General features: G+C 61.9%; 15 protein-coding genes and 1 tRNA gene. 2 read left to right on the top strand and 14 right to left on the bottom strand.

Annotation, left to right across the window (positions count from 1 at the left end):
- Positions 1-135: 135 nt before the first annotated feature.
- From LLJ08_RS20355 to LLJ08_RS20295, 13 genes are all read right to left on the bottom strand, one after another.
- A complete protein-coding gene (locus tag LLJ08_RS20355) occupies positions 136-801 on the bottom strand; it encodes a hypothetical protein (protein WP_228207828.1) in 666 nt (221 codons plus the stop codon).
- A 449-nt stretch (positions 802-1,250) separates the two neighbouring features.
- Positions 1,251-2,111: an XAC2610-related protein gene (locus tag LLJ08_RS20350; protein WP_141396800.1), complete on the bottom strand. Its 861-nt coding sequence runs from the start codon at positions 2,109-2,111 to the stop codon at positions 1,251-1,253.
- Positions 2,108-4,426 (bottom strand): hypothetical protein, encoded by a 2,319-nt coding sequence (locus tag LLJ08_RS20345; RefSeq protein ID WP_228207827.1) that lies wholly within the window; start codon positions 4,424-4,426, stop codon positions 2,108-2,110. The genes LLJ08_RS20350 and LLJ08_RS20345 overlap by 4 nt, the downstream gene beginning before the upstream one ends.
- A 53-nt stretch (positions 4,427-4,479) precedes the next feature.
- A complete protein-coding gene (locus tag LLJ08_RS20340; RefSeq protein ID WP_042928707.1) occupies positions 4,480-6,528 on the bottom strand; it encodes a type VI secretion system Vgr family protein in 2,049 nt (682 codons plus the stop codon).
- Between the two features lie 21 nt (positions 6,529-6,549).
- Positions 6,550-7,527, bottom strand: coding sequence for a serine/threonine-protein kinase (locus tag LLJ08_RS20335; protein ID WP_228207826.1), 978 nt, complete (start codon positions 7,525-7,527; stop codon positions 6,550-6,552).
- Positions 7,524-8,255 (bottom strand): PP2C family protein-serine/threonine phosphatase, encoded by a 732-nt coding sequence (locus LLJ08_RS20330; RefSeq protein ID WP_228207825.1) that lies wholly within the window; start codon positions 8,253-8,255, stop codon positions 7,524-7,526. The genes LLJ08_RS20335 and LLJ08_RS20330 overlap by 4 nt, the downstream gene beginning before the upstream one ends.
- Positions 8,255-11,794 (bottom strand): type VI secretion system membrane subunit TssM, encoded by a 3,540-nt coding sequence (tssM, locus tag LLJ08_RS20325; protein WP_228207824.1) that lies wholly within the window; start codon positions 11,792-11,794, stop codon positions 8,255-8,257. Before tssM ends, LLJ08_RS20330 begins: the two co-directional genes overlap by 1 nt.
- Before the next feature lies 1 nt (position 11,795).
- A complete protein-coding gene (icmH, locus tag LLJ08_RS20320; protein ID WP_103457645.1) occupies positions 11,796-12,677 on the bottom strand; it encodes a type IVB secretion system protein IcmH/DotU in 882 nt (293 codons plus the stop codon).
- A gap of 5 nt (positions 12,678-12,682) precedes the next feature.
- Positions 12,683-14,014 (bottom strand): type VI secretion system baseplate subunit TssK, encoded by a 1,332-nt coding sequence (tssK, locus tag LLJ08_RS20315; RefSeq protein ID WP_228207823.1) that lies wholly within the window; start codon positions 14,012-14,014, stop codon positions 12,683-12,685.
- Positions 14,015-14,016: 2 nt separating this feature from the next.
- Positions 14,017-14,499 carry a type VI secretion system lipoprotein TssJ gene (gene tssJ / locus LLJ08_RS20310; RefSeq protein ID WP_228207822.1) on the bottom strand — a complete coding sequence of 161 codons (483 nt, stop codon included), beginning with the start codon at positions 14,497-14,499 and terminating at the stop codon, positions 14,017-14,019.
- Positions 14,500-14,503: 4 nt separating this feature from the next.
- Positions 14,504-15,700, bottom strand: a complete 1,197-nt coding sequence (tagH, locus tag LLJ08_RS20305; RefSeq protein WP_228207821.1) for a type VI secretion system-associated FHA domain protein TagH — start codon at positions 15,698-15,700, stop codon at positions 14,504-14,506.
- 20 nt (positions 15,701-15,720) lie between these two features.
- The gene (locus LLJ08_RS20300) at positions 15,721-15,855 is read right to left on the bottom strand and encodes a type VI secretion protein (RefSeq protein WP_221104304.1); all 135 of its coding nucleotides are present in this window, start codon (positions 15,853-15,855) and stop codon (positions 15,721-15,723) included.
- A gap of 346 nt (positions 15,856-16,201) precedes the next feature.
- Positions 16,202-16,278 (bottom strand) — tRNA-Arg (locus LLJ08_RS20295).
- 168 nt (positions 16,279-16,446) lie between these two features.
- Between LLJ08_RS20295 and LLJ08_RS20290 the strand changes: the two genes are divergently transcribed.
- Positions 16,447-17,142, top strand: coding sequence for a cytochrome b/b6 domain-containing protein (locus LLJ08_RS20290; RefSeq protein WP_172602790.1), 696 nt, complete (start codon positions 16,447-16,449; stop codon positions 17,140-17,142).
- Between the two features lie 37 nt (positions 17,143-17,179).
- Here LLJ08_RS20290 and LLJ08_RS20285 read toward each other — a convergent pair whose 3' ends face one another.
- Positions 17,180-17,632 carry a c-type cytochrome gene (locus LLJ08_RS20285; protein WP_228208967.1) on the bottom strand — a complete coding sequence of 151 codons (453 nt, stop codon included), beginning with the start codon at positions 17,630-17,632 and terminating at the stop codon, positions 17,180-17,182.
- Positions 17,633-17,945: 313 nt separating this feature from the next.
- Here LLJ08_RS20285 and gabD point away from each other — a divergent pair, with 313 nt between their 5' ends.
- Positions 17,946-19,394: an NADP-dependent succinate-semialdehyde dehydrogenase gene (gabD, locus tag LLJ08_RS20280; protein ID WP_003282461.1), complete on the top strand. Its 1,449-nt coding sequence runs from the start codon at positions 17,946-17,948 to the stop codon at positions 19,392-19,394.
- Positions 19,395-19,461: the final 67 nt, after the last annotated feature.

The raw sequence follows: 19,461 nt of genomic DNA, 5'->3' as shown, positions 1-19,461 counted from the left end.
TGCAGTAAAAAAATGGTGGTAGACGTTCCGTTGCTGCGGTAAGTGGGACAGTCAGCACCGCTATAATAGTATAGGTTATGGCGTGTATGAATCTAAGCATGAATAATGGGTGGGTGCATCAGGCGGTGAGAAAATTTAGTTTTTCTTAATAGCTTGCAATAGCTCTGTAGCTGTCAGGCGCTTCAATGAATGTGCTACAGGGTCCGTTTCCACATCCAGCGCTGATGCTGTAACACCATCGACGTCATACACCAAATAAGCGTTACCGATGGTCACTACATAAGTTTTCCCGGCTACTGAAGCTATGGTTTTCGGAGTAGCAGACATTAGATCTTCAATCGAGTCGTAGCGCAGCCCAACAAGCACATCGCCTAGCTTGCCGAGGGGTGTTACAGCGGCTTCAGCAGGCTCGGCCATAACAGATTGTAGGGACACTCTATTAGATTCCTCAATCCAGGCGTCTGTGTAACGGAAAGCTGTATCCTGGTAATCGCTCGATAATATTTTTTTAAGGTTGCAAACAGCTTTTCGAATGGAGGCACCATTCTGCCCGGTGCGAATATTGCTGTATATGCAGTCGATAAGAGGGATATTATCTTTGACTTTTAGGGTATAAAAGACTTCGAAATGTGTATTCGATCCAGAGTTTTCATAGCTCAGTGCGGGCCCGCCATTGAACCGTACCAACGTTCTGGCTGTCTGCCCTGCGTAGCCAACTATATCGGTGATAATTGTCGTTTCCGTTCCCTGCTTGATCGTCAGAGTGCCCGCTTCCATGTCTGCTGTATAGATGTCCGGCACCCCGTCGTCGTTGGATGAAATGGTGTAAGTGCTTGCGTGTGCGCTGGTAGTCATCGTTAGTGAGATAAGCAGAGCTAAAAACCGTACGTGTCTCATGGAGCGAAGCTTTTCTTTGCCGAGGACGTTTTTCTTAGGATGGATTCAAGCTTTCTTGCATAGCCGGCTATAAGTTGATGCTGATCAGAGCCGTTGATTATTCTGCGAGCCTCTACATAATCTACCTCAACAGAATTAATATAGTCGCTTAGTTTTTTTCCGGTAAAAATTACCTTCTTTCATATCTTAGATCATAATCGGACAGAATGTTCGGGCTCGGCTGCTTTATCCGGTTGGCTTACGAAATTGGCATCGGCTTGTAGAGTGCGGGCGGATCGTAAGGAGAACTAGAAGATTGATCGTTATGTTCTCCGTCCACCAATCCTTGTTCTGCTTTTTTGAAGATGGAGTACCTATAAGCCATCAGCTCCCATGGGAGTAAGATATTTTCGCTCGAAGTATTTCTGGCTTATTAATCTAGTTGTGGTTGTATTTGTTTTTAAATCAGTTACGCGTTCAACCCCTGTAAGCTTCTCATACTCGAATTCGGCAGAGTGCTTTTCGTGGCCCGCTGATTTGGAGGCGATGTAACGACAACAGCCATCTCGAGATAAGGATAGTATTGCCCTTTCGCTATGCAGGACCTTAGGGCTCGACAGCATTGACATTTCCTCAGAGTATTCAAATGCTTTTTTGCTTGGCTCGTAAGTCCATGCAATGTAAGTTGTATTGGAACCAGTGCTGCTCTCGAGTACTCTCAAATCAGGGAAGCCGTCGAAGTTGTAGTCCTCGAACACGATCGATGTGGTATCCGTTAGGGTCTCTATTTCAAGATTTTGGGTTCTGCCGTCTATAAATTTAATTGCTATATTAGTACTTGGGTGATTTTTTGAAATGTCTATTCCGTTAATGAGATTTTTGTAGCTTTTGCTGAGGGCGCTGGCATGAATACTGTGGCTAATCCTGTCACCTTTCCAGGTGCCCTTCATCAATTGATTGTCAAGCTCGGCACTTATCTTTGCCTTGCCTAAGGTGGACTTTTCCATCAATATTATATGGTTGTTTTCAATTGAGCCTCGCAGCGGTATGGCTGTGCCATATTTTTTATAATGGTAGCCTCCTACAATATCGCCGTCAGTTTCCGATAGCGTCATAAAAATTTCGCTTCCAGCGACCTTGCCTTCATAGGCTATTATCTCTGTCACAGATGCAGTTTCAGCATGGCATACGTGCAGATAAGCTAATGAAAGAACTGCAGTGATAACTCTCTTCATAAAATTCCCAAAGCTCGCTTTGCTCGTTCCAGCATTTGCGCGCGGTGATGCATGTTGTTAGGTTCTTTGCTTCTGTTTGGGTAGAATGGTCTGTCCTGCCTTGCCCATCCATTCACGTAGACTGATACCCAGAATAAGTCATCGCTATCAGCGGCTGCATTTAAGTTAGGTTTCAGCTTAGCCCAGTAGTAGCCGGATGCGAGTGCTGCTAGCTTTGGATTGCACGCCAGCTGCTCTGCGCGCTCAGTGGAACTTGTAATATCGAGGTTTTCGAACTCTTTTATGTTTTTTAGAAAGGCTTCGCAGGCTTCGTAATTGCTTCGCCCAGTTATTTGCAAGAGTCCGCGCCCCTTAAATTTTTGCCCGTCGCCTGCTTGGGTGTTGCCTAGGTCTGAACGACCTTCGTATTGTTTGCCAGAGCTGAGTTCCGCAGAGTACCGCAGCTCTCCGGTTTCATGCCCTATTTGAGACAAAAAATGTGCTATACGAAGAGGTGTATTTATTTCAAATGCTTCAAGCGTATTGTTGATCGGAAGAAGGTACTTATCGAGTATCTCGTCGGAAGCTGAGTTCATGATATACGCAAGCGCTGCTCTAGAAACCAGAAGAGCCCTGTTGGCGAAGCTTGATAAGAAACCGTTTGGTGAAATATTCCACATTATTCCGCTCGTAGGAATCCCATGTCTCCCAGCCAGATCGTTCCACCAACTCAACGTCTTGATTCGCTGCTTTTCCACCTCCCAAACAAGGTTCGGTTTTCCGGGCTCCTCCGCTAACAAGGGATCAAGCTCATCCCACTTGCCCTTGTTCCAGAACCACTCGCTTTCATATTTGGCGACCAATTGGCCAAGCACTTGGGCGTGCCAAGGCCTGGTCAGCGCGGCTTGGATTTCAGCGCTGGTCAATACGCCATCCTTGTTGGTATCGGCGATATCGTAGAGTCGAGCGAGCGTTACGATTGGACCGCCATCGGCTTTGCTGATCTGCGCCCGGTAGTTGTGCTGTTCGTCTGCGCTTAGCAGGCCTCTGGCATTGAAGGCGTAGGCGAGCTTTTCGATGGGCGTTCCGGTTTCCTCGAAGCACTGGAAGCCTTCCCATTCCCAAGGGCTGTGACGAGTAGTGATCAGCTCCTGTTCGGCGAGCCAGCCGTCGATGGGATTGCCGTTGGCGTCGGCGAACAGGCCGTCCAGCTGCCACCAGCGCATAATGTTGTCAGCACCATCCTTGACCTGGATTTTTCTCGAAGCGGAGAGTCCATCCAGCAAGGACTGCGGAATGATCAGGTCGACGCCGATCTGCGTGCCATCGTCGTCCAATTTGGGCGGGTTCTCGGCATTGATGTCGTTCCGGTGCGGGATCAGCTTGCTTGCGCCTTGATAGACCTTGAGCAGGGTCTTCTGGTCGTCGGGCAAGCGGCTCGCCCAGGCGCGGCTCCGGGCGATGAATGCAGGCACATCGTCGCAGCTGAATAGTTCGACATGGACCATGTGCTGAGCGGCGCTGTCGTGGTTCTGGTACAGGCCGGGATGGCCAATAAGTTCACCCGCCTTGATCGACACTCCGCTGTCGAGAACGACGACCTTGCCGCACTCCGCTGGCTCGCTGTGCGGTTTGAGCCAGTCGGAGGATACATAGCCGGGCAGTTGCCCCTCGTCGTCAGCTGATAGGGCGGGTTGTGCCGTCCCGCTGATCAGACTGACCAGCTTGCTGAATTCGCCCTCCGCTCTGCCGATGGTGATCTCGGCACCCTTGGACAGCTCCGACAGCTTAGTGGTGTTCTTGCTCGGCCCGGAGCGGACGCTCAGCCCATCCTGCTGCGTATTCACGGTGTAGCGTTTGGTTTCCCAAAAGGTGGGGCGCGGCAGGTCCGGTTGCGCTTGGTAGCCCGCCCAATCCAGCAGGTGCATGTACAGGCTGTAAAGAGTGAGGCTTGGAGGAGTTTGCCCTTCGGCGATGCTGCCGTCAGCGTTCTTCAGTGGCGGCGGCTGCAGGCTGTGCTTGACCAGAACGAACCCCGTGGAAAAGGGTGCACGTTGGACCAGGGGGATGTCGTCGGTGAATTCGCTGACTGGGTAGCGCTCGTCGATGCGGTAGGCAATCACCTCTCCGTCGGCGATACAGCGCACGCTCGACTGGTCGAATGCAGCGGCCGTGCCTTCGTCGAAGTGGACGCCGCCATGCCATAAGCCGTTCTCGCCGGTGGGGTAGAACCCGCCCTTGGCCTGGGCCATATGCGTAAGCAGCTGCAGCGGATTGTTGCTGCTGTCCTTGCCAGGAAACGGGTATGCCCAGCTGATCGGGTTGGATTGGTTCATGTTCGATGCATCCTTGCGTTCGAGCCGGCGGGGCAGCCGGCTCTGTCCTTTTCTTAGCCTGAAAAATTGAGCGAGCGCTTGCGTTTGCTGAGCAGGCTGTCCGCCTCAGCCGGCATTGCCTGCTCCAGTAGGCTTCCGGCCTTGTCGCTATCGGCCATTCCCGGCAGTACCGGTGATTTGATCTTGATCCCCGAGCCCTTGCCCGGCGAGCCGCCGGCGTTTATTCGTGCCAGCGGGCCGGAGACGGTGATGCCGCCCGGGTCGAGCTTGATGAAGCTGCCGCCGGCCTTGAGGGTCAGTTCGATGCCGGCTTCGATGACCATTTTCTGCCCGGCCTTGAGGTGGATCTCGCGGCCGGCCTTGGTCAGATGGGCAGTGCCGAGCTTGATGTGCTGGGTCTGGCCGACAGTGAGGTGGTCGTCGGGTTTGACTTCGACCTTGCGGTCGCCGGCAACGGTCAGGTGCTCCTCGGCGCGGAATTCGCTGTAGCTGTTGGCTTCCACGGTGTCGTGGCGCTCGTGGCCGACGCGGATCTTCTGATCGTGCTCGATGTTTTCGTCCCAGTCGCGCTGGGCGTGGAGGTAGATCTGTTCGGCGCCCTTGCGGTCTTCGATGCGCAGTTCGTTGTAGCCGCCACCACCTGGTGAGCTGAGGGTCTTGAACACCGTGCGGGTCTTGTTCGCCGGCAGGTCGTAGGGAACCTGGTGTTCCTTGTGGTACAGGCAGCCGGTCACCAGCGGTTGATCTGGGTCGCCTTCGAGGAAGGTCACCAGTACTTCCATGCCGACCCGCGGGATCGCGATGCCGCCATAGCGGTCGCCGGCCCAGCTGGAGGAGACGCGCAGCCAGCAGCTGGTCTTGTCGTCGGCCTGGCCGTGGCGGTCCCAGTGGAACTGGACGCGCACGCGGCCGTATTCATCGCAGTGGATTTCTTCGCCGGCCGGGCCGGTAACTACGGCGGTCTGGCTGCCGAGCACCTTCGGCTTCGGATGGTTCAATGGTGGACGGAAAGGAATGTCCCAGGGCGTGGCGCTGAAACGGTTGCGGTAGCCCTGGGCAAAGCCGTCACCGGTATCGACGTTATTGGTGATCGACTCTTCCAACACCTGCGGCTGCTTGCCTTCATGCAGCACCTCGGTGAGCAGCCAGAGGTCATTCCATTCCCGGCGTGGATGGTCGGATATCTCCAGCAGATGACCGCTGACCAGGCTGGGCTGATCGCTGCTGCCCTCGGCGAGGTGGCAATCGCTGCGAAGGCGCTCCAGAGCGCGTTGCGACAGGTGCTTGCCACGGGCGCGCTCGGTGAAGCGACCCGGATAGTCGTAGTCTTCGAGGTCTGGTTGCGAGTTGGAGGCCTGTGCTGGCTCGGCGCGATAGGCCGCTTCCATCAGTAATCTGGGCTGCTCGAAATCATAGTCACGACGGCTGACGCGGCTGGTGCGTGTCGCGACACGCACGGCGAAGCGCTTGATCACCGGCTCGTCGGCCGTCATGCCGTTGTCCTGCAGGTAGGCGGTCGGCTGGCCGAGTCTGGCGAAGCTGGTCTGGTCATCGCCGAAAACCAGCACATGACCTCTGGTGCTGTGCTCGAAGTGGTAATGGATACCTTCTTCCTCACACAGGCGCTGGATGAAGTGCAGGTCGGTTTCGTCGTACTGCACGCAATACTCGCGCGGCGGGTAGATCACCGGGCCGAGCTGGAAGCGGTAGGCATCGGCCTGGATGCCATGCTCCTTGAGCACCTGGGCGATGATCTGCGGCACGCTGAGGTGCTGGAAGATGCGCTGGTTGATGCGATGCGCGAGATAGGCCAGTTGCGGTACGAGCGTAAGGCGATAGCGGGTCAGGCGTTTGCCCGATTCGCCCTGGGCGATGCGGTGGACCAGGCCGTGAATGCCCATGCCGGCGGGGTCGAAAGCGAGAAAGGCGGGCTTATGCAGCAGCGCCTGCAGATCCAGATCAGGCAGCTCGCTGATCAGCTCGAGGTCGAAGCGGTACGGTTGGCTGATGGCTTCCCGACCACTGAAGGCTAGGACCTGCAGATCGTGCTCCACGCCTTCGAGCGTCAGGCTGAAGTGGGTTTCATTGGCCGCGTTGAACATGGGGCTTTCCTTGTCCTGATGTCATCCATGGGAGTGGCCGAACCAGCGCTGCAAGCGGCTCGGTGCGGGGCGGCTGAAGGCGTGCAACAGACCTGCCGCATCGATGCTGCGCTGCGCTTCGTCGAATGCCAGCGCCAGACGCAGTGCCGGCCAGCAGTGCGCGGGCAGCTGAGGCGGCCGTTGCAGGGCGCGGTCCAGTTCCATCGCCTTGGCCTGGCGGGCGCTGAGCCGACGATATGGGTGGCTGCCGCTGGCCAGTTCGTAGAGCACGCAAGCCAGCGCATAGATATCGGCGCTGGCGGTCAGCTCGCCGCCATCGAGCAACTCCAGTGCCGCATAGCGCGGCGTCCAGGCCGCAAAACGCGTGCGACACAGGCGCGGCAGACCGGGAAGCAGCCCTTCCAGCGGCTGGCCGAGGCCGTAGTCGAACAGGCGCAGGCCGTCCTCGGCGAGCATCACGTTGCTCGGCTTCAGGTCGCCATGCAGCACGCCCAGGCTGTGGGAATAGCTCAGCGCTTCCAGCAGCGGTAGCGCGATGCCCTGCAGTTCGCTCCAGGCCATGCCCTGCGGGCGTTCGCACAGCAGTTGGTCGAGGGTTGGCCCCTTGAGCAGTTCCAGGGTGATGAAGGCGCGCTGGCTGGCCGGGTCGATATCGAAGTTGTACAGGCGCACCACATGCCGATGGCTTAGGCGTGTCGTCAGTGCGTACTCGCTGTAGAGCAGCGCGCTGGCGTCGGGGTATTCGGCGAAATCCTCGCTGAGCGTCTTCAGCGCCACGTAAGGTTCCGGATCACCAAACTGTTCGCGCAGCAGATCGCGCGCGCGATAGACCGCACCCATGCCGCCGACGCCGAGTAGGCGCTCGATCCGGTAGCGGCCACCGAGCACGTCCGGCAGCTCGCCAGGGGCTGTCTTCGGTTTGACCGCTGCTGGCGTGGCCGCGGTGGACGCCAGGGCAAAGTAGGTGAGGTCGCTGGCCTGCAATTGCGGTGCGTTCATCGGCGGATCACCACGGCGCTGAGGTTGTCCCGTGCCGGCCCCTTCAATGCCTGGCGAAACAGCCGCTCCAGCGCCAGGTGTGTGGATGGCAGGCTAAGTGCCGCACCGAGGGCGTCGGCGGACATGCTCTGGTAGAGGCCATCGCTGCATAGCAGCAGCGTGTCCCCGGGAAACACGTCGAACTCGAGGATATCCAGCTCCAGCTCTTCACGGGCCCCGATGGCGCGGGTCAGCGCATGGGCCGCAGGATGCCTGGCTGCTTGTTCGGGGGTCAGTTGTTGCTCGTCGAGCAGCTGCTGCAACAACGAATGATCCCGCGATAGCTGATAAAGCCGCCCGCTGCGCCACAGATAACAGCGGCTGTCGCCCGCCCAGATGCATGCCGCGCGGTCATCCTCCACGAGCAGGGCGACCACGGTGCTGCCGATCACCGGGTCAGGGCGTTCGGCGGTGACCGTCAGTTCCTGGCTGAGCCGGCGATTCAGCTCGTGCAGGCAGCACCGCAGCGCCAGCATCCGCTCAGGCAGGTCGCCCGTAGTGGAAAGATCGGCAAGCTGCTCGACGATCAGGCGACTCGCCAGTGCGCCGTTCTGGTGTCCGCCCATGCCGTCGGCCACGGCCCACAACCCGGCCTGCGGCAGGTCGAGGAAGGCATCCTCGTTGCGCGCCCGCACCTTGCCGGTGTCGGTGCGCGCCGTGCTGCGCCAGCTACACGCCGTCGCGCTCATCACAGCGTCGCCGGCAGCTTGAAGCCGCGCAGCAGCGCGAGGTCGAAAGGATTCGGCGAGCGCTGCGCGTGCAGCAGGTAGTTGGCGCGCAGGCCGCCGAGATCGGCCTTGAGCATCAACACGTCGCGGCCGCTGTGATAGTCGACCTGCATCAGGTCGATCAGGCGGAACAGCGACCAGGGGCCGGTGTTCTTCTCGATGCCGACGCGAAGCCCGCCCAATTCTTCCACCACCAGGCTGGTGCGTCCGTCGTCGGCTTCGGCCGGCCAGCGGAACGCGGTCTGCACGATTGGACCGTGGCGATACTCCATCTGCTGGTTGCCGAAGCGGAAGTCGGCACGACCGAGGCTCGAATCCAGCGAATAGGGCTCCAGCTTGAACAGGATCAGCGGCTCGTTGGGGTTCTCGGCGAAGAAGCTGCGGCGAATGGTCTGCGCCCGGCTCATCTGCGCGAGGAACTGCTCGGACAGTGGCATGCCGCGACCGTCGACCCGGCGCAGTTGGTACTGACCGGCGCTGCCGCTGACGAAGGGTTTGAGGTAGCGCTCGAAGAAGCTGTCTGCCAGACCCTGGGCCTTGAAGAACTCGCGGAAGTCAGCGAGGGCGACGTCGCTGGCGCTGTGTGCGCTGAACGGATAACGCTCGCGCAGCGAACCGCGGTAGCTGGCGTAGAGCTCGTTGCGATAGCGCTGGTTGAGGTAGTGATAGGCGTCGCTGAGCACCAGCGACCAGCTGTCCTCGGCCAGCAGACCAAGCCACTTGCCGACTGGTTGCGGGAGCCGTGAAGCACTGCTGCGCAGCTGGTTGATGGCGTCGCGCTGACCGCCCATGCGCGCCTTGGCCATCTCGAATGCGGCCTGTTCCGGTGCGCTGGCGTGGGCCAGTGAGGCCAGCTGCAATTGCAGGGCGTCGAGCGCCTGCAGGCTTGCCGTCAGCTCCGGCCCAGCCGCGCCGTTTTCGTCGAGCAGCTGGTGCAGCGGCGCGAAGCGGCGTTCGAGGGTCTTGCGTGCGGTGTCCGGTACGTTCTTCAGCAATGCAGCCTGTGCCTGCTCCGCCGCGGCGGTGGCAAGCTTGGCCGCCTTGCCAAGCTTGCCGCCAGCGTTCTGGGCGGCATCGGCCAGTTCGCCGGCCTCCGCAGTCGCTTCCGCGAGACCGGCGAAGCGGGTGTTGTCGCGCACCGCCAGCAGTAGTTGCAGCAGCGGCGAGTTGGCTGCGGTGAGCCCGGCGAGCTGCGCGGCACCCTGCGCCGCACTACCGGCCGGGAGGACGTTCAGCTGGGCGATTGCTTCGCTCCAGTGCGTGGCGTAGTCACGGAAGTAAAGCTGCTCCATTTCCACCAGCAGGCGGCCGAGGTCCTTGGCACTGAGGCTGTCACCTTCGCCCAGCACCCAGTTGTCGCGCAGGATTTCGCTGACCAGCTCGGCGCCTTGGGCGGCGAACAGCTTCTGATAGCCACGCTGGGTATAGAAGCCGGGAATCGCATAGTTGCCGCCGACGAACAGTGACGCCTGCGGGCCGAGCTGCGTGTTCAGACGGTAGTCGGGAAGGTTGCGCGCCTGATCGCGCAGCATGCGGTAGACCACTGCTGCCAACGATTCGCTGCGCAGCTGGGCGCGGGCCTTGGCCACCAGATTGTCGTTCAGCTGATAGGGCGCGAACGACTCCTCCAGCAGACGAGCAAAATGGGTGTTCAGGCCTTGCTGGGCAACTGCGTTGCCGCTATGGCGCAGCGACCAGTCGGCGGCCAGCCAGTCCTTGAGAAACGCCGCATCACGGCGCTCGGCCAGGTTCAACATGAGGTACGCGCGCAGGCTGCCGAGCAGCTGTTCGCGGTCGTTCAGGTTGGCGCGAATCTGCGCTTCCAGCTGCCGACCGACCCGTGGCAGCAGCAGCGTTTCCAGATTGCGACGGTAGGCGTCGTGCAATGTCGGGTCGACTGCCTCGCCTTGGTACAGGCCGCCACGGCGTAGCCAGGACACATCGTCCCTGGGCGGAAATATCTGGGTCGCCACGTAGCTCGCGTCCAGCGCCTTGAGGGTGCGCAGTGCCTCGTCTTCCGCTTCGATGGTCTTGCGTTCGCCACCCAGCGTCTGGGCGATGCCGCGCAGCTGTTCGAGGCGCTCGTGGTTGCTGGAGAAGTTCAGTGCCCAGGCGCCGCCGAACAGCACCAGGCAACCGAAGGCGCCTGCATAAAGCGCGCGCTGGCCCCAGTCGATGCGGCGAACCTCGCGCTGATCGAGGCCCGCCAGTTCGGCTTCGGGAAAGATCACCCGGCTGAGCAGTTGATTGATGAAGCGTGCACGGCCGCTGCGGAAGGTCGGCAGTGCGCTGCTGGCCAGGCCGAGCTGGCGGCCGATGCCGGCAGTGAGCGGGTCGAGACCTTCGCGTAGCTGCGGCGCGCTGGTCAGGTAGAAGCCACGTAGCTGGCTGGCACGCTGATAGCGGTTGCCGGCAAACGCGAGTTCGATGAACAGGCTCAGGCGCTCGCCGATCTGCCCCAGCTGATGCGGAAAGTCGAGGATGCGTCCGCGGCGCTGGGTGTCACGTTCCTGGTGCATGCGCATGATTACCTGGCTGTTCAGCCGGCGCAGCAGTTCCTCGAACTCCTCGCGTACCACCTGCGCATCGCTGCCGTTCTGCTCCTTACGGAAGCTGGCGCCGAGCACCTGATCGCTTTCCTCGCGGGACAGCTGATCGAAGAACTCGTCGAAACCGAGAATCCGATCGGCCTTGCTCAGCACCAGATAGACGGGGACATCGACGCCCAGGCGCTGGTGGATCTCATGCAGGCGCTGGCGAGCCTGACGGGCAAGGTTCTCCAGCTCCAGTTCATTGCCGCCTAGCAGCTGATCCACCGGCAGGTTGACCAGTACGCCGTTGAGCGGTCGGGCACGGCGCTTGCGCAGCAGGCCGAGCAGAGTGTCCCAGGCGCTACCGTCGACGGCGGCGTCGGGCTGGGTCAGATAGCGGCCGGCGGTATCGATCAGCACGGCATGATCGGCGAAGTACCAGTCGGCGTAGCGAGTGCCGGAGACGTCCTTGGTCAGGCGCTGCTGCTCGCTGCGATTGAGCGGGAAATCCAGCCCGGAGAAATCCAGCAGGCTGGTCTTGCCGCTGCCCTGCGAGCCGATCAGCAAGTACCAGGGCAGCTCGCTGCGCCATTTCTCGCTGCGCCCGCGGTAGAGGCTGGAGGTTTTCAGGGTGCGCAGCGCCTGTTTGAAGCGATGGCGCAGTTCCTGTTGCTCCTCGCCGATCAGACCGTCGCGGCGCAGCTGCTCCTGAATGTCCTGGTCCTCGGCATCGCGCTTCTTGCGCGCGCTGGCGCGCCAGCTGGCGAAGACCATGGCCAGGCCCCAGCCGAGGAACAGGACGCTGATGCTCAGCAGTCGGCTGCTGGATGACTCCCAGAAGCGGTGGTCATTCACCGCCAGCAGCGGCCCGACGAACCACACCAGAACCGCCAGCAGCAGGACCAGCAGCAGGCTCCAGACCCAGGTTCGGCGCAGCACGGCGCCGACTTTGCCGAAGAACGTCTTCATCTCATTTCATCCCTGAAAAGGTGGAATCGCCGGCATCCATGTCCAGCGAGCGATAGGGTTGCAGCACGCTCTCGCGTTGTTCGCCCAGCACCCAGGCGAAACCGCCGTAGATCACCCCGAGGCACATCAGGGTGAACAGCGCGACCATCCACCAGGGCACGATGCGCACCAGGCGCCGGCGGGTGTCCTTGAGGCCCTCCCAGTGCGGCGACAGCTCGCGCGGTATGTCGCCACGCATCTGCCTGATCTGCCGGTAGAGGCTGTCGCGCACCGCTTCCAGCTCGAGCATGCCGCGCGGCAACACGCGGTACTTGCCCTCGAAGCCGAGGGACAGGCACAGGTACATCAGCTCGAGCATCGGCAGGTGCTTGACCGGGTTGCGCGATAGCCGCTCGAGCAGCTGGAAGAACTTCTCGCCGCCGAAGGTTTCGTTGTGGAAGGAGGACAGCAGGCTCATCTGCGACCATTCGCTCTCGTTGCCCCAGGGCGTGGTCACTACGGCCTCGTCGAGAATGGTGCAGAGCACGTAGCGTGCCGCCATCACCTGACTGCTCTCGGCGCCGTCGTGCAGTGCGCGGTGCTCGAACAGCTTGATCGCGCTGCTCAATTGCCGGTGCAGTGCCTGCAGGTCTTCGCTGTCCAGGCTGTGCTTGAGCCGTACCACTTCCGAGAGCAGCGGCGAGGCGGCGGCCACCAGCGGATTGAGACTGATGTTGAAGGTTTCCGCCGGGCGCAGGCGGGCGGCGTAGATCATCCGCTCCTCCAGCTGCTCGAAGCGCGGCGGGGTGTCGAAGTCGGTCAACGGGCTCTGTGCCGGGGCCTCGCCGGCGCGGTTGACGATGACCGTGTGGTCGTTCTGTCCGTAATCCATTTCCTTGATCATGTCGCTCAGTCCCTGACCGCCCAGAATTTCAGTTCGAGCCCGGTGAAGTCACCGGACACATGGAAGGCAAAGCCGCCGGAGCGCTCCAGCTGCGCCTGGTCTTCGGCGCTGAGTTCCAGCGAGAAATAGGTCTTGCCGGCATGGAAGGGGATCTGCCGCGGCGCCACCGGCAGCGGCTTGATGCGGATGCCCGGCAGATGCAGGTTGACCAGCTGGCGGATGCGCTCCACCGGGCCGATCTTCAGGTGCGCCGGCAGGCGGGTGCGCAGGGTTTCCGAATCGCACTGGGCGCTGGCGGCGAGCACGAAGGACGCCGTGCCGAGCAGCTTGTGATCGTGCAGTGGCGATACCTGGATGCCGTACTGGCGCTGCTGCAGCAGCAGTTCGATGGCGTGCTGTTCGAGCACCATCGACAGCACCTGGCGGATCGCGTCCATCAGCTTGCGGAAGCTCGCGCCCTGGTCACTGTGCTGGTAACGACCCTCCAGGCGCGGACGCTTGCTCTCGCTGGAGAAGGTCGCCAGCTCGCCGAGCAGGCCAAGCAGGTCGCGGTAGATCTGCTCCGGGTGCACCTGCTCCACGCCCAGGTAGTGGCGCAGCACCGGTTCGTGGCGGTTGATCAGCTGCAGCATCATGAAGTCGCCGACCTCGGCGCCACCGACCTTGCCGGTGGCGCTGATGCGCTCGGCGAGGGTATCGCCGCGGTGGGCGAGCATGCTGATCACTTCCTTCAGGCAGGACAGCAGATAGCCTGAGGCCTGGAAGTTGACGTAGGTCGGAATGAACTCGGGGTCGAGGCTGATGACCCCGTCCGGCGTGGTGTCGAGCACCTCGCACAGCTGCAGTTTCACGTAGGCCTGGTCGCTCTGCTGCTCGCCCAGCAGCAGGCGGAAATCCGGCAGCCCGGTGCTGACCTGGCTGGTGCTGCTGTCGCCGGCATTGGAGTCGGCGACATCCAGCTCATGGGCGGTGTAGCGGGCCAGCACGTCCTTCTGTTCGGGACGACGCGTTTCGATGTGGTTGCCGGTAACCAGTGGCAGCGCGAGGTATACCGGTGTACTGCCGGTGTTCGGCGGAATGTCCAGCGCCAGTGGCTCGCGCTCGCTGCCCAGCTCGAACAGCGTACCGTCCGGCAGGATGCCGCTGGCCTGGCTGAGCACCAGCTTGCCCATGTTGAGGAACTGGCGGTCGATCTCCAAATTGAAGAAACCCCAGGCATAGCTGCCCAGCTTCTGGGTGCGCGCCTTGAGTTGGTGATCGTAGTAGCGATCGTTCTGCTGGAAGTGTTGCGGACGCAGCAGCATGCCTTCCTGCCAGACAACCTTGTGCAGGCTCATGCTTATTTTCCTTCTTCGGCGAGCGGGTCGAACAGCGCGATGCCGCGCTCATCCAGGCTTAGGGCGACACGGGTGCGCTCTTGCGGCGGCACGGCGATGACGTAGCGCCAGCTGGCTTCCGGCAGGTCGCGGTAGGCGGCCAACACGCCGACATAGCGGCTGCCCTCCTGCACCGATAGCTTCAACTCGCGGCTTTCGCCGGGACGCAGTTCCACTTCCTCGGAGGTCACCAGGTCTGGCGCCAGGGCTTCCTTGGGCCGCTGGTAGAGGGCGAAGAAGTCGCCGTTTTCGAACGCCACCGGATGCTTGAGCTCCAGCAGGCGCAGCACGATCGGCGACGGCCGGCCGTTGAGGTCGGGATTGAGACGGTCGCTGCCGTGCAGTTCGAGGTCGAGCTTGGTCAGCTTGGAGTATGGCGACAGCGCCGAGCAGCCGCCCAGCACGAGCAGCGATGCCAGCATGGCCAGGGTGATGCGACGAGGCATGGGATCATCCTTGATGGGTTGAATCGAGCGTGGCGATCAGGCGCACCTGCTCCTCATAGGTCTTGGCGAAGTCGCGGGCGAACAGCCGTTCGCTCCAGTCGGCGTCCTGGCCGAGGCTGTGATGCAACCGGCGGTAGGCGCGCCAGCGACTGCCGGCGGTGGCGATCAGTGGCTTGCGGCCCTCGCGTTCGAAACGCAGTGCCAGCTGCTCCGGTGCCAGCTGTTCGAACATGGCGTGAACGGCGGCGCGGCTGGCCGCTAGCAGTGCCACCTGATGCGCCTGCAGGTCGCGGAAGGCGCGGCCGATGGCCTGTTCGGCCGGTAGCTGACCGGGTTTGCCACCGCGCAGCAGGGCGCTCAACGCTTCGCCGGCATCTGTGCTGTGCTTGAGCGGGTTGTTGCCGGCGCTCTGCACGGTGGTCAACGCCAGGCGCAGCTCGTTCTTCAGCTCGCTGCGGGTGCGCAGGCTCTGCTGCAGCCCGCCGACGCTCTGCTTGAGCAGCCGTGCGGCGTTCAACGCCAGGGCTTGGCGCTGTTCCTCGTCGAGATCGTCGAGATCGATGCCCAGCGCCTCGCCGAAACGCGCCCAGAATCCCTGCGGCAGTCGTTCGGGCTCGGCTTCGCGCTTGGCTTCCGGCGCTGCCTGCGGCATGACCAGCTCCGGCAACGGCAGGCTTTCCATGTCGATGCGCGCGTAGTCGCGCTGCTGCGCCTGGCGCTGTGGCGCCACCAGTGCAAGGTCGAGGTCGTCTACCTCGGCATAGGCGCGCTCCTGCTGATCCATGGCAACCAGCGGATCGAGGTCGAGGAAGGCGTCGTCGGGGATGATGCTGCCGGCCGGCTGCGGGCGGCCGATGTCGCCTTCGAACAGTGCCGGGTCCTGAATCAGCCGGGCGCGTATCTCGAAGTCGCCCAGGCAGTAGACGCTGCCATGCTCGATGCGCTGCGGCTGGCCCTTGACCAGGCTGGCGCCGCTGTCCTTGAGCTGAATGCCGTTGCTGCTGGTGTCGGTGAGAAAGAAGGCGCCGTCGCGGTAGCTGATCACCGCGTGACGCCCGGAGAGGACGCGCTTGCGATCCGGGATCACCCAATCGCAGCCTTCGGCCCGGCCGATCACGCCGCCGGCCTGCTTGAAGGTTTTGGTGGTCAGCAGCCCCGGCACGAATTGCTGGGCACCCACCATATCGAAGACCAGTTCCATGGTCGTGTCGCTCCTTGCGGTCACTGGCCGCGATTCAAAGCCTGCGGGTCGCCCAGCGGACGATATTGGTCATCGTTGAATTTGTAGTTGCCGTTGCAGCCGGTGAGCAGGGCCGCGGCGAAGAGCGAAACGAGGGCGTAATAGCGCACGGGCACGCGATTTCCTCCTTGAAGTCGTGTGTGGGGGCAAGGTGCGCATGGCGCGACCTGGTCGGCGCATTGAAGTTCAGTTGTCCTGCAGGCTCGGTGATCGGGTTCACAGAACACCCGTTGGATGCGTCTAAAACGAGCGTGAGGTCAGGTTGGCGCAGGCCGATGGCGCCGCATGGCAGGTTTCCCTTGCATCAGCATCCCGATGCAGGCAAGGAGACCTGCACTTGCCTGTGTTGGCTTTTGGCCGATCGAGGGCAACGGTCTGAAGATGGTGCGCAGAAACGACAAAGCCCGCAGTGAGCGGGCTTTGTCGGAGCGCTTCGAGCGGGACTCGAAACGACTATCTATATGGCGCATCCGGCGGGATTCGAACCCACGACCCCTGCCTTCGGAGGGCAGTACTCTATCCAGCTGAGCTACGGATGCGTTGCGGGGCGCAATCATACGCATGTCGTTGACGGGCGTCCATGCTGGTGCGGCCGGACGGATACGGTCCAAGTGCGGCTTTTTCGCAGCTGCCCGAGGCTGGTCCGGCTGGTACCCTTGCGTGTCGCGGCCGGGGGCCGTGGGTGTTCGAATGGCGAGGGGATGGAGATGTCGGGCCATATCAAACTCTGGGATGCGCCGCTGCGGCTGTTTCACTGGTTGTTCGCCGGTACGGTGATCGCAGCCGTCGTCACCGGCTGGGTGGGCGGCAATCTGATGCCCTGGCATGGCCGGCTCGGTCTGCTGGTGCTGGGGCTGCTGGTATTTCGTCTGGTGTGGGGCTTCGTCGGGTCGACCTACGCACGCTGGTCGCGGATCTTCGCGGCAACCGTCGGTGTGAAGGACTATCTGCAGGGCAACTGGCGCGAGGCCGGGCACAACCCGCTCGGTGCTTTTTCGGTGCTAGCCATGCTGCTGCTGGTGAGCTTTCAGGTGACCAGCGGCTTGATGGCAACCGATGACATCGCCTTCCAGGGCCCGCTTTATGCGTTGGTCAGCAGCGAAACCGGCAGCGCGCTGAGCGGCCTGCATCGGCAGGCAAAGTGGCTACTGCTGGTGCTGATCGGCATGCACATCGGGGCCATCATCTATTACACGCTGGTGATGCGCCGTCCGCTGGTGCGCGCGATGATTGCAGGAAGAACGCAGCGCGAGCACCCGACCCAGCAGGATGCCCGCGGTGGCTCGCTGTTTGCGGCGGTGCTGGCGATTGCGCTGGGTGCGGCCTGCGTATGGGGTGTGCAAGCGGTAGGGGATTGGCTGGAGCCGGAACCCGCCGCGGTCGCACCGAGCCTGGACTGGTAAGCCAGCCGACTGGCAGGTATCGGCTGGCTGCGCCGGGTCAGTCGGCGCGGAACTTGTCGTGGCAGGACTTGCAGCTGCCGCCGACATCGCCGAAGGCTTTCTTGATGGCGGCCTGATCACCTTCCGCTGCAACCTTGGCGAGCTGGTTGGCGGCGGCGGTGAACTTGCGGCCGATCTGCCCGGCTTCGTCGAGGTTCTGGAAGAACTCAGGCTTCAGGCGGGTGGCCTTGCCCAGTTGCTCGGTGGTGGTATCCGGGCTGTACAGGCTGCCCATGCCGGAATTGGCGATGGCGGCGATGGCATTGGCGGCGGCGGCGACCTTGGCCTGGTCGTAGGGCTCCTTACCGTCGACCACCTGGGCCTTGATCTTGCCCATGTTCCAGGAAATGAACTGGTAGCCTGCCTGGCGGGTTTCGACCATCTCTTCCGGCTTCATCTGCGCCTGGACGGCAGTGCTGGCCAGCAGGGCGGCGGCCACGGCGCCTGTCATCAATGCTTTCACGGTAACTCCTTATCGATCCTTGGTTATCGGCGGCCGAGGCCGCTCGCGCGCAACTATACCCCGGCCAGTAGTAGGGTTTGGGTAACAAGTCGTGACAGGCGGTGCGATGTATCAGGCTGGTCAATGGCGCGACAACGTCATGCGTCATGAGCTTGCCGGGCCAGTGGCTGCGGTCCTAGCATGGCCGTTCGCAGTGCAATGCGGCGACAGGAACCGGGCGGCGAAGGACGGTTCAGATGATCGTCGTATCAGCCAAACTTTCCGCAGCGGGCCTGCCGCTACGATGCCCGAGGAGACTGCCATGCAACTCAAAGACACCGCTCTGTTCCGTCAGCAGGCCTATATCGATGGCGCCTGGGTCGATGCCGACAGCGGCCAGACCATCAGCGTGAACAACCCGGCCACCGGCGAAACGCTTGGCACGGTGCCGAAGATGGGCGCCGCGGAAACCCGTCGCGCCGTCGATGCCGCCGAGCGTGCGCTGCCGGCCTGGCGTGATCTGACCGCCAAGGAGCGTTCGCAGAAGCTGCGCCGCTGGTTCGAGCTTTTGATGGAGAACCAGGACGATCTGGGCCGCCTGATGACCTTGGAGCAGGGCAAGCCGCTGGCCGAGGCCAAGGGCGAGATCGCCTACGCCGCCTCCTTCATCGAGTGGTTCGCCGAGGAAGCCAAGCGCATCTACGGCGATACCATTCCCGGCCATCAGAAAGACAAACGTATCATCGTCATCAAGCAGCCGATCGGCGTGACCGCGGCGATCACCCCGTGGAATTTCCCGGCAGCGATGATCACCCGCAAGGCCGGCCCGGCACTCGCAGCTGGCTGCACCATGGTGATCAAACCCGCTTCGCAGACGCCGTTCTCGGCACTGGCGATGGTCGAGCTGGCCGAACGCGCCGGGATTCCCAAGGGCGTGCTCAGCGTCGTGACCGGCTCGGCCGGCGACATCGGCAACGAGCTGACCGCCAACCCCAAGGTCCGCAAGATTTCCTTCACCGGCTCCACCGAAGTGGGTGCCAAGCTGATGGAGCAGTGCGCGCCGGGGATCAAGAAGGTGTCCCTCGAGCTGGGCGGCAATGCGCCGTTCATCGTCTTCGACGACGCCGATCTGGACGAGGCGGTGAAGGGTGCCGTGCAGTCCAAGTATCGCAATGCCGGGCAGACCTGTGTCTGCGTCAATCGCATCTATGTGCAGGATGGCGTGTATGACGCCTTCGCCGAGAAGTTTCAGGCGGCGGTGGCCAGGCTGCGGGTCGGTAATGGCCTGGAGGAGGGCACGGATCTCGGCCCGCTGATCGATGATCGCGCTGCCGCCAAGGTCCGCGAGCATATCGAGGATGCCGTCGCCCAGGGCGCGCGACTGGTGGCGGGCGGCCAGGCCCATGCGCTTGGCGGCAGCTATTTCGAGCCGACCGTGCTGGTCGACGTGCCGGACAGCGCCAAGGTGGCCAAGGAAGAGACCTTCGGCCCGTTGGCACCGCTGTTCCGCTTCAAGGACGAGGCCGATGCGATCGCCAAGGCCAACGACACCGAGTTCGGCCTGGCCTCCTACTTCTACGCGCGCGATCTGGGCCGGGTGTTCCGCGTCGCCGAGGCGCTGGAGTACGGCATGGTCGGCATCAATACCGGGCTGATCTCTACCGAAGTGGCGCCGTTCGGCGGCGTGAAGTCCTCCGGTCTCGGCCGCGAGGGCTCGAAGTACGGCATCGAGGATTACCTGGAAATCAAGTATCTCTGCATGGGCATCTGAGCCACCTGCGACAGCTGGCCTCAGGGGGCGAGGCTGGCTGTTTGCTATAGGTCCGTGCAGAATCCCG

Origin of the sequence: Stutzerimonas chloritidismutans (assembly GCF_020783375.1) — a bacterium.
In the GTDB taxonomy this organism is placed as follows: domain Bacteria; phylum Pseudomonadota; class Gammaproteobacteria; order Pseudomonadales; family Pseudomonadaceae; genus Stutzerimonas; species Stutzerimonas kunmingensis.
Note: the sequence above shows the minus strand (reverse complement) of the source record. Positions and strands in the feature narration are given on the sequence as shown.